The 15,345-nt window shown below is 60.3% G+C and carries 12 protein-coding genes; 5 read left to right on the top strand and 7 right to left on the bottom strand.

Features of this window, described 5'->3' with window-relative positions:
• Positions 1–344: 344 nt before the first annotated feature.
• Positions 345–3,737 (top strand): hypothetical protein, encoded by a 3,393-nt coding sequence (locus PLZ73_11485; GenBank protein HOO78494.1) that lies wholly within the window; start codon positions 345–347, stop codon positions 3,735–3,737.
• Positions 3,738–4,140: 403 nt separating this feature from the next.
• Here PLZ73_11485 and PLZ73_11490 read toward each other — a convergent pair whose 3' ends face one another.
• From PLZ73_11490 to PLZ73_11500, 3 genes are all read right to left on the bottom strand, one after another.
• Entirely contained in the window at positions 4,141–4,452 is a 312-nt protein-coding gene (locus tag PLZ73_11490) for a hypothetical protein (GenBank protein HOO78495.1), read from the bottom strand.
• A 120-nt stretch (positions 4,453–4,572) separates the two neighbouring features.
• Positions 4,573–4,812 (bottom strand): hypothetical protein, encoded by a 240-nt coding sequence (locus PLZ73_11495; protein ID HOO78496.1) that lies wholly within the window; start codon positions 4,810–4,812, stop codon positions 4,573–4,575.
• A 334-nt stretch (positions 4,813–5,146) separates the two neighbouring features.
• Positions 5,147–5,614 (bottom strand): protease inhibitor I42 family protein, encoded by a 468-nt coding sequence (locus tag PLZ73_11500; protein HOO78497.1) that lies wholly within the window; start codon positions 5,612–5,614, stop codon positions 5,147–5,149.
• 412 nt (positions 5,615–6,026) lie between these two features.
• On the opposite strand from PLZ73_11500, the gene PLZ73_11505 reads away from it, so the two are divergent.
• Both PLZ73_11505 and PLZ73_11510 read left to right on the top strand, forming a co-directional pair.
• Complete coding sequence (locus PLZ73_11505) at positions 6,027–6,605, top strand: hypothetical protein (protein HOO78498.1); 579 nt, start codon at positions 6,027–6,029, stop codon at positions 6,603–6,605.
• Positions 6,602–7,165 (top strand): hypothetical protein, encoded by a 564-nt coding sequence (locus PLZ73_11510; GenBank protein ID HOO78499.1) that lies wholly within the window; start codon positions 6,602–6,604, stop codon positions 7,163–7,165. The genes PLZ73_11505 and PLZ73_11510 overlap by 4 nt, the downstream gene beginning before the upstream one ends.
• A gap of 250 nt (positions 7,166–7,415) precedes the next feature.
• On the opposite strand, the gene PLZ73_11515 is transcribed toward PLZ73_11510, so the two are convergent.
• On the bottom strand, positions 7,416–7,607 hold the full coding sequence (locus PLZ73_11515) for a hypothetical protein (GenBank protein ID HOO78500.1): 192 nt from the start codon (positions 7,605–7,607) through the stop codon (positions 7,416–7,418).
• An 810-nt stretch (positions 7,608–8,417) separates the two neighbouring features.
• Here PLZ73_11515 and PLZ73_11520 point away from each other — a divergent pair.
• Complete coding sequence (locus PLZ73_11520) at positions 8,418–9,896, top strand: SGNH/GDSL hydrolase family protein (protein ID HOO78501.1); 1,479 nt, start codon at positions 8,418–8,420, stop codon at positions 9,894–9,896.
• Between the two features lie 359 nt (positions 9,897–10,255).
• The gene (locus tag PLZ73_11525; GenBank protein ID HOO78502.1) at positions 10,256–11,476 is read left to right on the top strand and encodes a GAF domain-containing sensor histidine kinase; all 1,221 of its coding nucleotides are present in this window, start codon (positions 10,256–10,258) and stop codon (positions 11,474–11,476) included.
• A gap of 39 nt (positions 11,477–11,515) precedes the next feature.
• On the opposite strand, the gene PLZ73_11530 is transcribed toward PLZ73_11525, so the two are convergent.
• The 3 genes from PLZ73_11530 to PLZ73_11540 all read right to left on the bottom strand — a co-directional run bounded on the left by PLZ73_11530 (position 11,516) and on the right by PLZ73_11540 (position 14,790).
• Complete coding sequence (locus PLZ73_11530) at positions 11,516–13,030, bottom strand: hypothetical protein (GenBank protein HOO78503.1); 1,515 nt, start codon at positions 13,028–13,030, stop codon at positions 11,516–11,518.
• 415 nt (positions 13,031–13,445) lie between these two features.
• Positions 13,446–14,360 carry an MBL fold metallo-hydrolase gene (locus PLZ73_11535; protein HOO78504.1) on the bottom strand — a complete coding sequence of 305 codons (915 nt, stop codon included), beginning with the start codon at positions 14,358–14,360 and terminating at the stop codon, positions 13,446–13,448.
• Positions 14,353–14,790, bottom strand: coding sequence for a lipocalin-like domain-containing protein (locus tag PLZ73_11540; GenBank protein ID HOO78505.1), 438 nt, complete (start codon positions 14,788–14,790; stop codon positions 14,353–14,355). The genes PLZ73_11535 and PLZ73_11540 overlap by 8 nt, the downstream gene beginning before the upstream one ends.
• Positions 14,791–15,345 lie beyond the last annotated feature (555 nt).

The following is a 15,345-nucleotide window of genomic DNA, read 5'->3' on the forward strand; positions in this document are numbered from 1 at the left end:
CGGGAAAGTGGCTGATCCGGGGGGTGAGCGCCCCCTACTACGGCGCCTCCACCGATCTCCCCGTCACCAACCCCTGAGGGGGAGGGGGGCAGAGAGCATAGGGAAAACCCCTCAGCCACGGACCCTCCCGTCTTGCCGCTCCTCGCCCGGAAAACGCACAAAACCCACCGCCATTCTTTATCGGCGAAAGCATTGTTATCCGTAGTAACCGCCCCATCTCAAAAGCTGTATCCCGGATTGCCGCCGGGCGTAAGGTTGGATTTTCTTGCTGTCCACGGTTGTCGGCGCACCGATTATCGTGTAATAATTAATGTACAATATTTCTCGACCTGGAGGTGTGACCGATGAAGCTGAGCTTCCTTGTTTCTCTCGCTATGGTTCTCGTTTTTGCGGCCGCGCTCACCGAAAACTCCCACGCCACGGGTTGGTTTCAGATGAGTGACGGTTTCGACGGCTGGGCCGTTCAAGAGATTATTTATGGAGACGCAGTTTATGCGGGGGGCGCATTTAACTCGTCCTACGGGGGGACAACCCTTAAGCACATAGCCCGCTGGACCGGCACGGCCTGGGCTCCGCTGGGGGCCGGGTTAAGCAGCGATGCCGACGCCCTGGCTTGGGACGGGGATAATCTATATGTGGGGGGATCATTTACGACGGCCGGGGGCGATCCGGCCAACCGGGTGGCCAAGTGGGATGGGAGCCTCTGGAGTCCCCTCGGCTCAGGGCTGGATGACACAGTCCAAGCCCTTGCTTGGGGAGGGTCTTATCTTTATGTCGGCGGCTTATTCACTACGGCCGGGGGTTCTTCCGCCAATTACATTGCCCGCTGGAACGGGAGTTCCTGGTCGTCCCTGGGCTCCGGGATGGACAATACGGTTTTCGCCCTGGCCTGGGACGGGTCCAGCCTTTACGCGGGGGGGTCGTTCACCACTGCCGGGGGAACCACGGTCAACCGGATCGCCCGTTGGAACGGGAGTTCCTGGTCGGCTCTCACTTCGGGGATGAATTCTAGCGTCTACTCGTTGGTCTGCGATGGAGAGGGCAACCTCTATGCCGGCGGCTCTTTCACTACCGCCGGCGGGGTCACGGCCAACCGGGTCGCCCGCTGGGACGGGAGTTCCTGGCACGCCCTGGGTTCGGGGATGAACGCCCAGGTAGTAGAGTTGGCCTGGGACGGAGCAAACCTCTATGCCGGCGGACAGTTCACCGCGGCCGGCGGAACTTCAGCCAACTACGTAGCCCGCTGGGACGGAAGTTCCTGGCACGCTTTGGGTTCGGGCACAAACAGTTATGTTTATAGTTTGGCTGGTAATTCCGGCAACCTCTATGCCGGCGGCCTCTTCACCACCGCGGGCGGATTGTCGGCCCGCCAGATCGCCCGATGGGAAGCGCCCAGTCCCACTCCTTCTCCCACCCAAACGCCGACTCTCCCTCCCACCCGAACTCCGACCCCTTCTCCCACCCGAACGCCGTCCCCTCCTCCCACCCGAACCCCGACTGCTCCTCCCACCATGACCCCGACCGTTCCCCCCACCAAAACCCCAACCCCCCTCAAAACTCCGACCGCGCCGCCGACCGGCACTCCCACGGCCCCGCCCACCGCCACCCCGTCAACCACGCCCACGCCCTGGCAGCAGGGCTGCCTGGACGGCTGGACCCAGGTACTCTACCTGGAAGAAGAATTCGACACCGTCCCCCCGTCCGGATGGACCATTACGGACAACCCGATGAGCGCCTGCTCCTGGCAGTCGGGGACGATCGCCGGCAATCCCAACAACACCGGGGGCACCGGAAACTTCGCCGACGCCGACCGGGCCGCCTGTGGCGGGGCGCTGATGTCGGAGCTCCGCAGCCCCGAACTCGACTTCAGCCTGAACGAGAACCCCTGGGTCGAGTTCAAGACCGACATGAACGTCACCAACGGCGCGATGTGCCGGGTCTACGCCATCATCGAGGAGACCACCTGGTGGGAACTGACCGCGATCAACTACTCCATGCGAGGACCCCGCACCATCACCCTGCCTCTTTACGGGGCGGCCTGGGAGGACGAAGTCCAGGTCTCCTTCGAGTACTTCGCCTCCGATTCGGACGGCTGGTGGCAGATCGACGATGTCCGGCTCTACGGCTGCCAGTTGATCCTTACCACTCCGACTCCGCCGCCCAGCCCGACGCCGACCAGCCAGCCGCCCAGCCCGACGCCGACCAGCCAGCCGCCCAGCCCCACTCCCACTCCTTACGTCAGCACCACCACCACCACGACCGCCACGACCACCACGACCACCACGACCATCACCACGACCAGCTCGACTACAAGCACAACCACGACGGTTACGACCACAACGACTACCACTACCACCGCCGCCTCGACTCCCACCCCCACGGCCAGCCCGACCGCGCCCGATACGCCGGCGCCGACGGGCACCCCGACTCCCGCGCCTTATTGCGCCGCGGCCCTGATGGTCGAGGGCGTGGAGGACGCCTGGATCGAGATTCCCCGCTCCGGCCAGAGCCTGGGTTGGCAGTATACCTTCGTCCCTGCCGTCGACCCCATTTCCGGGACGAGCATGGGGAACGTCGCCGACAACAGGAACCTGTTCAACGATGGGGGAACTCTGCCCGAGGATGAGGGGCTGGCGGTGAGACTGGACAGCTTCAATCCCCACACCGGCTCGATCCTCGCCGGCGACACGCTCAACCTGACCTATACCTTCTCCGGTTCGGGTACGCCTCAGAACCTGCCCCTGCTCCTGCCGCCGATGTCCTGGTCGAGCCAGACCCAGGTGGTTTTCTACTACTCGGGTACGGGAGAACCCTATTCCGACAGATGGCTCTGCCACAGCCTTCTCCCGGCTGGCACTCCGCCGACCCCGACCCCCACCTGCAGCGTATCGGTTCCCACGCCCACGCCGCCGCTCACCACGACAACCACGGAGTCCACCACGACAATCACGACCACGACCACGATTTCGACCACGACCACGGCGGCCGGCGAATCCGGTGCCGTGATCGGGGACTACAACGGCGACGGGACCTCGGACATCGCGATCTTCAGGGCCTCTTCGGGCGCGTGGATGGTGAGGAGCCTCACCCGGGTCTGGTTCGGCGCCGCCAGCGACCAGCCCGTCCCCCGCGACTACTCGGGCGACGGGGCCTGGGACTTCGCGATCTACCGTCCTTCCCTGGGCAAATGGATGGTGCGGGGCCTGACCAGCGCCTTCTACGGGGTGGCCACGGACGTCCCGGTCCCGGGCGACTACGACGGGGACGGTGCTTCCGATATCGCCCTCTTCCGGCCTTCGATCGGCAAATGGCTGGTGCGGAGCGGGCTCCAGGCCTACTACGGCTTCGCCGCCGACACGGTCGTGCCCGGCGATTACAACGGCGACGGGACCACCGACATCGCGGTCTTCCGGCCCTCGATCGGCAAGTGGCTGGTGCGGGGGGGCACCCAGGTCTACTACGGCGTAGCCACCGACACGGTGGTCCCGGGGGACTACACCGGGGACGGGAGCTGCGACTTCGCCGTCTGGCGCGAGACCAACGGGGTGTGGCTGGTGAAGAACGGCCCCCACGTCTACTGGGGAACCAGCGGAGACGTGGTCCAGCCGGCCGACTACGACGGGGACGGGACGATGGACTTCGCCGTCTGGCGCCCCGCCTCCAGCCGGTGGATCATCTACAACTTCGTCAACTACTACTACGGCGCCCCGACGGACGAACCGGTCACCAACCCCTAAGGGGGAGGGGGGCAGAGAGCATGGAGAAAAGCCCCTCCGCCGCGGACCCTTTAGGGTTCGGGGTTCAGGAAGGGAGTTGAACCACAGAGGACACAGAGGGGGAAAAGAGAGGGGCAGGTTCGGAGGGGAGTCATTGCGAGGAGCTTGAGCGACGAAGCAATCTTAAAGCTCCCTATGAAGAGCTTGCTTCGCGTTCCCGGTGCTCTGGGGAGACAGACCCGGGAAGTTCGATCCGCCGTTCGGGGAAGTGCTCAGGATGGGATAAAGAAGAAGGCTCCCGGAGATGCCGATGGGGTCTCCGGGAGCCTCTGGTTCAGATATTAACTAGCTAACGGTGAGCTCACTCGCCAGGGCCCGCAGAGCGGGCCATGGTCGAGTGCAGCGACTGGTTAATGGTTGGATCTTAATCTTTCCAGACAATATCTAAGGTTTCTTCAAGTTTCGTTTTCCCTTTGGCAGTCATTCGAAACCAAACTTCCCAATTGTCTTTTTCAAAAGATATATCTTCAAAATCACCCGTATAAATGGATTTTAAATCAATCAATGTGCATTCAACATAACCCTGTTTATATAATTCTTCCAAAACGTTATATGTTTCATGCTTTGTTATTTTGATTGAAGAGAATGGATCATGAAAACGTTTTCTCAGTTCATCATCAATTTCCGGGACTTCTTTTAATATTAAACATGCCGGTTCTGTATCATCGACCAGCATATCTAGAATCAGATTAGTTATCAAAATCCGCTTATTATCGTTCATAACTTGGCCATTAACGTTGAGAGTCACAGTTTTGCGCGGTACGTGCAAATACTGTGCACTCTGTGGTTCTGTTTCCTATTTCGTATAGATTGCGGTGACGGCCTTGATGCCGGCGTTGAGGGCGGCTCGCGTCTCGGGTAGCAGTGTCTTATCTTTCAAAAATCGCTCGAACACCGACTTGGTGATTCCATAGAACTCAAGACCAGTTCCTGCGGCAGCCTGCTGATCCTCCAATTCTGGAATCAGCGTAGCATCAGGCTCTGCCCTCAGGGCTGCGATCGCGGCTTCAACATCCTTTGTCTCGTCCTCGTACATTATCTCTCAAACAGAACTTGTTATTCTACACAATCTCCATTTGCCAGTAGCCATGCAGAAAGTTTACTGGAATTTCAGCTTAATCAATCCAAAGATTTATCTCAGATGACCATGTTGATTAATTAAACACAGGAAATTCCGTAGTTATGTTGATTTGTGTATAACTAGGTGTCGTCGTTATACCCATGTCCCTGTCTTCATCGACTCGGCTCCAGGATCGGAATGGAATCGCTTGGGTGTCTGGAGTCTACTCCTTTATCCCCGATAGGGGAATGGCTAGTCGTGGACGAGCCCACCAGATCTCGACCGACCTCGTTGGTCACGAGCCACCGGACTAATTCTTACCGACCTCGACCTCGAAAGACTGGGTTTTGATTGGCGGCACTCCTTCCTCCCAGACCCTGCGGTAGCGGAGGTTGATACGAGTATTGCCTGTCCCAACAGCCTTGAACTGCCAGAGATCCTGGCCACCAGCTCCTTTGCGCTGGGTTTCCGGGGCTTGGTACGTGGACTCGACCAATTCGATCACGGCCTGGGAATAATCGTCCGCCAGTTCCCAGGAATAGCCTGTGGTGGGGTTGGAGTCGAGCCTAATCAGGAAACTGTCGCCAACCTGGGCCTCGATGGAGGAATCGTTTCCCGTGTAAACCGGTAGGTCCATGTTCACCAAGCCTGTAGGTGTTGGAGTTGTTTCAGGGGAGAGTTCAGGGCTGGGGATTCCTCCTACCTGGGAAGAGATGGGAGAACAGGCGGACAGGAGCAGACCTGCCAATATCGCGAAGGCAACAGGGACCCCGTTCACGTGAGTAAGCCCTCCGTAATCAGATCATAACCGCTATGCCGTGAGATTCAATGGGAAAGGAACTCGGAGGACCCTTAAACCTGAGATCCGGGACGTTTGGGACGCCTTTTTTGAACCCTTGCTGTGTATTTTCTGGCGGGTCCCCCCCCTTCGCGCATAGAGGGGTAGAGTTGAGAATACCGGAACCAAAGTCGAAAGAACCGTCCCAAATGTCCCAGGGGTAACTTAGGTCCTATGAAGCGATCAGGATGGCGTAAGATGAGTAACAAGGAGGCTGGAGTCTCGGTCCCTTCTTTTTAGATGGCGCTTGCCCTATTGATGGATAAAATTGGTGCGTCCATCTTCTCGATCGAGTGGGGGAATGTGTTTACAATATTTATGGCAAAAATTTACCAGAAGGAAGCGGCGGCAAATGACTTCTAAGGTAATCACCAGAGAAGTAGCTGTGGGCACATGGGTTCGGCGAGCAATGGTAGATTTTTTTGCCGCGTTTCAGCTTGAAGATCTAAGTCATCTTCGGCTTTTCTTTTACCACCAGGGCATTGAGAAACTCTGTAAAGCATTATTGATAGGGACTCATGCTGATCAGTTTGCTGATCTCGACGACGATCAGACTATGAAGTGGATTGATACCTTTGCCCGATCGTTGAAACATGATTTGGCCGACATGATTGACCAAGTTGTGTCCGACGATCCGCAGCTGCAATCTTTTGCCTTTGATAAAGGTCTTATAACCGTTCTTATGAAGGGTTATCAGGAGGGACGTTATCCTACCCCCTCTTCCAAATCACTCTGGCGGAATCCAGGGCTGGAAGGATTTGCGGGTACTGACCTAGATGAAAAAGCTTATCAACTGGGCTTTAAACTCTTGGAAAGGCTAAACAAAAGATTCGACCTTGAATTCTCGCTCAAAGAGGTTCCTAGTGGCGCGAAACCAAAGGATTGGGAGCGATTTTGTAATATCTGGAACTTACGGGGAGGGCGAAGGTGATAATTCCGGACTCTAATCGGAAGAGTAAAAAAAACTCTGGCCATGACCTTGGTAATGGCTCAATCGATTCGATTGTGCCAGTGATTGGCCGAGATATTAGCTGGACTGACATAGTTGGACAGGTTTTTAGGATCGTTGCATTCGACAAAGCCGGAACAACGGTAGATATAAATGGCAAAGTCCATCCGAAGAGCCCCATCCATCCATATGGATATCTTCAAGTAGAGTCCCCAATTCTGAGCAACATCGCCATATTACCAGTTTGTCACCACGATGACTTTCTCCTTGCGTACAGTATCTTCGATGAACCGCACATTGTTGAGGCCCTGGAGACGCAAGAACTGCTCGTAACTTATGCCCCTAGACATAAGTTGCCTGGGGGCCTAATGGGTATCAGCCATGGACTGCATTATGTACTCGTTCCATCCGGCACCCTGAATCAATACTATGAGTTCAATTCTGGGGTGCATATAGCCCACCCTGCACCTGAAAAGCTTTTTGGCCGGTTTATTTATGAGGGGGAGTTGAAGGTGCAAACCAACCCCGCCCCAAGTCTTTAATCCCCCGTAAGTATTTATTCAGGATAAGATTTATTTGTGATTAATCCAAGAAGGGCACAACTATCGCAGCTGTCGTATGGCAACTTCAGTCCTATGGCTGGTGTTAAAGGATGGATTTTTGTCGGCGACCGATGGGGTAATCTGAGGTTGGGATGGCTAAAAACAGGGGAGGGCACATAGCGCCCTGCCCCTATTTTTTTTACGGTCCATCCCGCGACCGAGCTACTTGCCCCGGGTCCCGAGATAGTGCTCAAGGGCGGAAATACCCGCCACCAGCAGGACGATCACCCATCGCGGCATCGGCTCCGCCCTCCTTTCCGGCCCTGCGGACCAGTTTCAGGTTGATGCTCAGGTTGAGGTCCCCGGTCGCTGGATCGGCGTGAGCCAGGAACCTGGTCTTCACCCCGGCCAGCTTAAGCTTGATCGCTTCCCAGGCGGTCATGGGCTCCTCCTATAGTGAGAGGAAGTTGTATGGTTGGCTCCAACGCCTCCGCTAACGGCAGCAGTAGGCGTAGGGGCAACTCTTGCAGATCCAGACGGGCACGGCGAGGGGGACCGAACCGGTCCTGATCCCTATTGACCAAGGCCGGTTGTAGTCTTCCCGGTCGCGTGTCATGGTTCTGTGTCATGCCCTCCTGAACCCCGAACCCTGAACCCCGAACCCTCTCTTTCCTCAGCTCCATGCCCTATGCACTATGCTTTCCCTACCATGAAGGACATGAAGTTCATGAAGGGGAGGGGGATAGCCACAAAAGGCACAAGAGGCACAGAGGATTTTAAAGAGACTAAGACGAGTTGAAGATGCCGTCGGGCAGGCAGTGGGAACCATGAACTTTTCCCATTCATGGGATTATTGGACCATGAAGAACATGAAGTTCATGAAGGGGGAGCAATCTGAATTCTTTCCCTCATCAGAGTTAATCAGAGTAATCAGGTGCAGAAATCTCTAGGGTCCAAGGTCGGGGGCTACTGAATACTGAATTCTGACTCCTGAATTCTTCCCCTGAACCCTGAACCCTGAACCCTCTCTTGCCTCTGCTCCATGCTCTATGCCCTATGCTTTTCACAGATGCAAAAAGGGTTCAGGGGGTGGGGAGCAGAGCGCCGGCACCTGATCATCAGGCGCTGCCGTGGTTATCCCGGGCCCGTTTGACGGATGATTCCGTATGTGGTAAGAAGTCGGCATGGGTGGAAGGCGAGTCGTCTTCCGGCTGAAACCCGTCCCGGTCGCTATATCCAGGAGGCAACGCCGATGCGGACCTTGAAAATTACGTGTCTGACGGTATGCGTCTTGGCCATCTGCCGGCCGGTTTTTTCGCAGGCCGTCACCCTGGTCACGCTGGGCGACAGTCTTACGGCGGGGGACGGCGATGATGGAATCGGGGGGGGATATCCACCCCGTCTCCAGGCGCTGCTCGACGATCTCTATCCCGGCACGACGGTGGACAATGTCGCCGTCTCGGGGTTTACCTCGGACGATCTGATCAACGTCGAGCTGAATCCGGCGGTCGCCGCCCTGAACGCCGCCCCCGCGGGAAATATCAGGATGGCCCTGGTCTGGATCGGGAGCAACGACCTCTTCGGGCTCTACAACTACGTCTGCGATTATGAATACGGGAACGACTACTCCGCCTGCGAGGCGGCGGACCTGAGCAACTACACGAACAATCTCGGCACCATCCTCTCCGCCCTGAGGGCGACCGGGGCTCAGGTGTATATCGCCCTGCTCGATGACCAGTCAAGACGGCCGGTGATGACCGATCCGCTGATGAGAGCGGATGCGTATCCCGACATTTCCGAGGCCGACGTGGCCCGGATGTCGGCGCAGGTCGGGAGATACAACGGCGCCGTCCAGGCCCAGGCCGCCGCCGCCGGCGCCGTCACGGTCGACTTTTTCGACACGACCATCTTTGAAAATGATGCGACCCTGGCTGACGACGGGAACCACCCCAACGGCGCCGGTTACGACTATATCGCCGGCCGCTGGTTCCAGACGATCACCGGCAGCGCCCCGCCGCCGCCCGGGTCGGGCGCGATCGGGGTGTTCCGCCCCTCCTCCGGGCTGTGGGCTCTGCGGGGGACCACCCGGGTCTATTTCGGCACGTCCGAAGACACCAAGCTCTTCGCGGATTTCGATGGGGATCTGACCCGGGACATCGGCATTTTCCGCGAATCCTCCGGGCTGTGGGCGATACGGGGAGTCACCAGGGATTACTTCGGGGGCAGCTCCGACATTCCGGTCCCGGGCGACTACGACGGCGACGGGACGACGGATAGGGCCGTATTCAGATCCGGATCGGGCCTGTGGGTTGTCAGGGGTATGACCAGAGTATACTTCGGTGGTTCCGGCGACCGGCCGGTGACGGGAGATTATAACGGCGACGGAGCCGATGACTTCGGTATTTTCAGGGGATCCGCCGGCCTCTGGGCCTTGAGGGGCATCAGCAGAATATACTTCGGCACCGTTTCCGATCAGGCGGTGCAGGGGGACTATGACGGGAACGGAACGGCGGAACCCGGGATCTACCGCCAGGCTTCCGGTCTCTGGGCGATACGGGAAATGAGCCGGATATATTTCGGAGGGAGCACCGACGAGGCGGTTCCGGCCGATTACGACGGTACGGCGGGAGACGAGGTCGGTATCTTCCGCGACTCCTGCGGCCTCTGGGCGATCCGGGGACTGACCAGGTGCTATTTCGGGATCGCCGGCGATATCCCGGTGACGAGGTAGTTGCCGTTCCGCCGTCGGCAGCCTGAAGCGGCGCTCGGTGTGTTTCTCCCCTCCACGGCGCTGCGGGCGCCGACCCCGCGGACAATTCCCGAGCCCGGGGGCTTACCACCCCAAGCCTGAAGCCCCACTCCGGGCGCCGGCGGTTTCGGCGGAAAAAGCGCCGCGCATAAACATATTGACAAAAGAAATAATATTTGTAACATAGAAACAAACCGCCCGCCTGGTAGTGGAAGCGGAATGACCCGGAGAATACGAAGTAAATCTCGGCGCGGCGGGCCGGAAGCGGAGAGGAGCTCCGCTGCCGACCAACGGAAAATCAGGGCAGAAATTCATTTGCAAACGTTGGATACAGCCGGGTCGTGAGCCCCTTCCGGGACGAAAAGATATCCCAGATCCAGTACCGGGAACTGTTCGAGATCAGTCTGGCCATCAACGCCGAACTGAATCTGGAGGATCTCCTGGGAATGATCGTCCACTCCACCCGTCGCCTGACCGGCTGCGACGAGGCCAGCATCGTTCTCTGGTGCGAGCGCCAGGGATGCTTCAAGGTGGGCGCTTCCACCAATATCGGCTCCTCGGTGAGCCGCCGGGTGAGAGGAAAGGGAGGGGCCAGCCGCTGGGTGGTGGACAACGGCAAGCCGGTGGTGGTCGAGGATACCCGCCACGACCCCTTCGTCGCCAACCCCATGATCCCGGAAGCGGGGATACTGGCCTACGTCGGCGTCCCCATCCTCGAGGGGGGCAGGGCCGGGGGCGTTCTCTATGCCCTGCACAGGTTGCTCCACCGGGCTTCCCCCAAGGAGATCTGGGTGCTGGAACAGCTGGCGGCGATCGCCGCCGCCGCCGTCCGCAACGCTGACCTGGTCGAGTCCCTCCAGGAGCTGAACACGTTCAAGAGCATGATGGTGAGGATGCTCGCCCACGACTTATGCAACCCCCTGGGCGCCGTCCAGGCGGGGCTCGATCTTCTCCTGCGCGACCTGGGAGGGGAGTTTCCCGAGGCCTGTCAGCTGCTGACCATGGCCCAGCAGGCCGTCTTGAAAATGGAGAAATTGACCAACGCCGTCCTGGCGTACGAAAAAATCGACTCGGTGACCAAAATAACGAGGGAACGGCTCGACCTACTCGAATTAGCCCGGGAAACCGTCGACGATTTCATAGCCGCGGCGACCGTAAAATCCCAGACGATTACCTTGAAGGACGAGGGGGCGCCTGTGCCGTTCTGCGGCAACCGGGCGCTGCTGCGGCAGGCGATCGACAACCTGGCGGGGAACGCCGTCAGGTTCGCCCCGGTCGGGGGCCACATCACCGTGCGCGCGATGAGACAAGGGCAGCATTGCCTGCTCGAGGTGGAGGACGACGGCCCCGGGATCGCCCCGGAGGATCGGGAATCGGTGTTCCGGCCGTTTTTCAGATTGAACGGTAACGGGACTGAGCCCGGAAACGGCCTGGGCCTGAGCCTGGTCAAACTGATCATGGAACGGCACGCGGGCACGGTCGAGGTCAGGAGCGCTCCCGGCCAAGGCTCGATCTTCGGTATCCGCCTTCCCGCTCTCGAAGACAAGGCCCGTGCGGGATAACCGCGGGCCCGCGAATTTCGGATAACGCGGGGCCCCGGGTCACTCGCCGGGGCCGGACGGAGACGGGCCCGGCGCGGCGTCCGGTTCGGCCGCCGTGCCTTCTTCTTGTTCGCCCGGAACCGGCGGATACGGCTCCGTCGCCACCAGGGCCAGGGCGGCCTGCCACCCCGCCAGCCAGCGGCGATGGGTGTCCGCCCGCCATTCCCGGTCGGCGTCGGCCCCGACGGTGCTTTCGGCCGCGCTGACGGCGCCGTCGGCCAGTTTCTCACCGGCCCCCGCCACGCCGTTCGCCGCCTCGCTCACCGTCCCCACGGTGGCGGTCGAGAGCCCTTCGCCGACGGCGTCCAGGTCCCCGGTGGCGGCACCGGCCACGGTCTGGAAGAGACCGCTCCCCAGCGACCCCACCGCGTTGACGGCGCCGGTGCCGACCGCCAGGGCCCCCTCGCCGACGGCTCCCACGGTGGCCAACCCGGCCCCGCCGATGTTCCCGACCAGGGTGCCCACTCCCCCGCCGGCATGGAGCATGATCGAAAAGAGGACGCCGGAAGTGTCGACCTCGGGGTGTTCCGGGGTCCCGCCCACCTCCAGGGAGAGGGTGTGGCCTCCCGCCGCCTCTACCCGGACCAGGCAGTCGAGCACGTCCGGGGCCAGAGCGACGTCGGCGAAGAGGTCGAGGGCGTCTCCCCCCAGGGCGGCGGCCGTTCCCGCGGGCACGACCGGCGCGAGCGGTTCCAGTTCCAGGCCGGCCAGGCGCACGGCCGCATTCAACGCCGGGATCCCCCCGCCCAGGGGGCCGATCTTGGCCGCGACCCCCAGGTAACCCTCCGGAAGCGGAGCCTGGTCGAGACGGGCGGTCAGGGTGGCCTCGGCCGGTCCGACCCGGGCCGGGTCGGCTCCGGGGTCGAGCCGAAGCCCGGTGACCTCCAGGTCGAGGCCGGCGATTTTAACGCCCCACTCGCGGGGCTCCCCTTCTTGGGTTTGGCCGGAGAACGCGGCCGCGTCGCCCGCGCCGGCCTCTGCGGCCGCCGCGGCCCCGCCGGAGCGGTCGAGGTAGCTGAAGGAGAGCCCGCTCGCGGCCAGGCGCTTCAGGAGGATGGGGGACGGTTCTCCCGCCGCCTGTTCCTCCTCCCCGGCCGCCGCCGGTTCTTCTTCCTCCCCCGGCTTGACCAGGGCGGAGACGTTCATGACCCCGGCGGAGTCCTTGACCAAGTTGGCGGCGGCGTCCTCGATCTGGACGGATTTGATCGTCAGGGGCGGACGGAAGAGGGAGGAAAGGCTGACCTGGACCGAAGCCCGGCCCACCCGGAGGAGATCGCCGTCGCCGAACCCCTCCGGCTGCGCGATCCTGAGATCGATGATCCCCACCGTCCCCCGGGAAAGGCTGAGGGTGATCCCGCCCAGCGAGGCCGGGGCGTCGAGGTAGTCCGGAAGCCTGCGGTTGACGATCAGAACGGCGACGGGGGGGAGCGCGATCCGGACGGCGATCCCCGCCAGCAGCACGACCAGGAACACGATCCCCAGCACCTTGCGGGCCCTGCCCGGAGCTTTCTTCATGGTCCTATCTCCCTCTGACGAACGTACCTGATTACTCCTGAAATTATAAACTCCCTTCCCCCCAAGGCCAAGAAAGGAGCGAAGGGAGGAGCGGGATAGCCACGCGAGGGGAGGGGGGAGAGAGGGTTCGGGGGGGGAGGCATGGAGCAGGGGGCATAGAGCATAGAGTACGGCATTCTGCTTTTCTTTCTTCATGGCCTTCATGTTCTTCATGGTGATCGTTTCCTGAATTCTGAATTTTTCCCTTTCCAGAGTTAATCAGAGTAATCAGGTGCAGAAATCTCTAGGGTCCAAGGTCGGGGGCTACTGAATTCTGAATACTGTATTCTGAATTCTTCCCCTGAACCCTGAACCCTCTCTTTCCTATGCCCCCTGCTTCTCCCAGGTGCAAGATCCCTCTTGCCGACGCCCGCGACTAACCGCCCGTTGGCCGCAGCAGGAGTTCGGCCCGGCGGGCCACTCGGCTCAGGATTCGCATATGATCGGTGTCGGCCGGATCCCCGCAGGCGGGCATCTTCCCCGCCCACTCCCGGTAACCGCTCAGAAGCGTCGGCCGGATAAATTCAGCGGGGAGCGGATCGTCCGACAGCGCTTCCATGGCCTCGTCGTAGCTCAGGCCCCGGTCGAAACACCGGCGGGATTTATCCGCAAGTGCTTCCAGGAGAGCCAGGTGCTCCGCGGCATCCTTCATGGTTCCGGGGCTGCCGTGGCCGGCGACATAGGTTTCCGCTCCCAGATCCAACAGCTTTTTCAGGTTGGCCACGGTCGCCGTAAGGAGGCCTTCCCCGGGCAGAGGCGGCAGCCCGTTCATGAAAAGATCCCCGCAGAAAACGATGCCTTCGGCGGGAAGATGGACGGCCACATCGGACTCCGAATGCCCCGGGCCCAGCTCGATGAGACGGATTTCCCGTTCGTTCCGATACAGGGAGAGAACGCCGGTAAAGGCTGCGTCCTGCAGTGTGTAGCGGCCTCCGGAAAAGTCCATATCGGGGAAAAGCCGGGCGAACGACTCCGTGTGAAGGGCCTGCCGCCGCTGGAACTCCCGCGTCTTTTCCCACCCCCGCCGCGAGCAGACGACCGTGGCCGAGGGGAAGAGGTGGTTGGTGTAGACGTGGTCCGCGTGGGAGTGGGTATTGATTAAAAACCGGACCGGATTGTCCGTGATCTTCCGGATTTCTCCGAGCAGCGCCCGCGTCATCGCCTCGTTGGCCAGGCTGTCGACGACGACCACGTCCCGATCCCGCAGGATCACCCCGGCCGTGCTGTGCCAGATGAGCGGGGGCTGCACGAACGCGTAGACGTTTTTCGCCAGCTTCCTGAATTCAGGCATGGTCCGCCGCCCGTTCCCAGACGAGCCGGGCCCGCTTGTGGGTCAGGAACAGTTTGCCGTCCCTGAACGAACAGCGGCGCAGCTGGTCGTTCCCGGTCCAGGAGGGGATCAGGGCCGCCTTGATATGGTGCCGGACCATCCCTTCCGCGGCGGAATAAGTGTACGTGCCGCAGTACGAAAGATAGGTGTCATACCCCGCCCGCCGGTCTTCGTCGGGCAGGGTCTGTTCGAAAGCCGGTTCGACGGGGAAGCGGGCGTCGTGCTGACGCCGATCCGGGTCCATGATCTCCGCCGCCATGTAGCCGTCTTCGGTGTACAAAAGATACCCGATCGGATGTTCTCCGTAGGGATAGCTCACGACGCCTTCGGCGTCGGTGTTCTCCCACGCGATCAGTTTCCAGGTCCCAACGAGGGGATGAGCTCTTTCCATGGATTCTCCGGTTCTATTCATCGCCGTTCGCAACCTCTTCGTTTAGCGCGTCAGGGACAAACTTCATGGCATTTTCTTCCTACAGGCCTGCATATGTAAAGAGGCATAGAGCATAGGGCACCTGGAGAATTTTGCACCTGATTGACTCCGATTGACTCTGATTGGGTAGGACTTGGGAAAGAACCATGAAGGACATGAAGTTCATGAAGGGGGGAAAAGAGAGGGGCAGGTTCGGAGGGGAGTCATTGCGAGGAGCCTGGGCGACGAAGCAATCTTACGAGTAGTTCCCCATGAAGGGCTTGCTTCGCGTTCCCGGTGCTCTGGGTGCTGGGAGGAGACAGCATACCCAGGAAGTTCGATCCGCCGTTTGGGGAAGTGCTCAGGATGGGATAAAGAAGAAGGCTCCCGGAGATGCCGGTGGGGTCTCCGGGAGCCTTTGGTTCCGATAGTAACTGCCAACATCTAGGGTCAGGCGCGAGCTATTGCGAGTCGCCTGCACCCGTTGGTTGGCCTGATTGTCCCTCGTTCCCGTTCTCGTTCACGTACCCGTACACG

It is taken from the genome of bacterium, from assembly GCA_035380285.1.
Lineage (GTDB): Bacteria > Auribacterota > Erginobacteria > Erginobacterales > DAOSXE01 > DAOSXE01.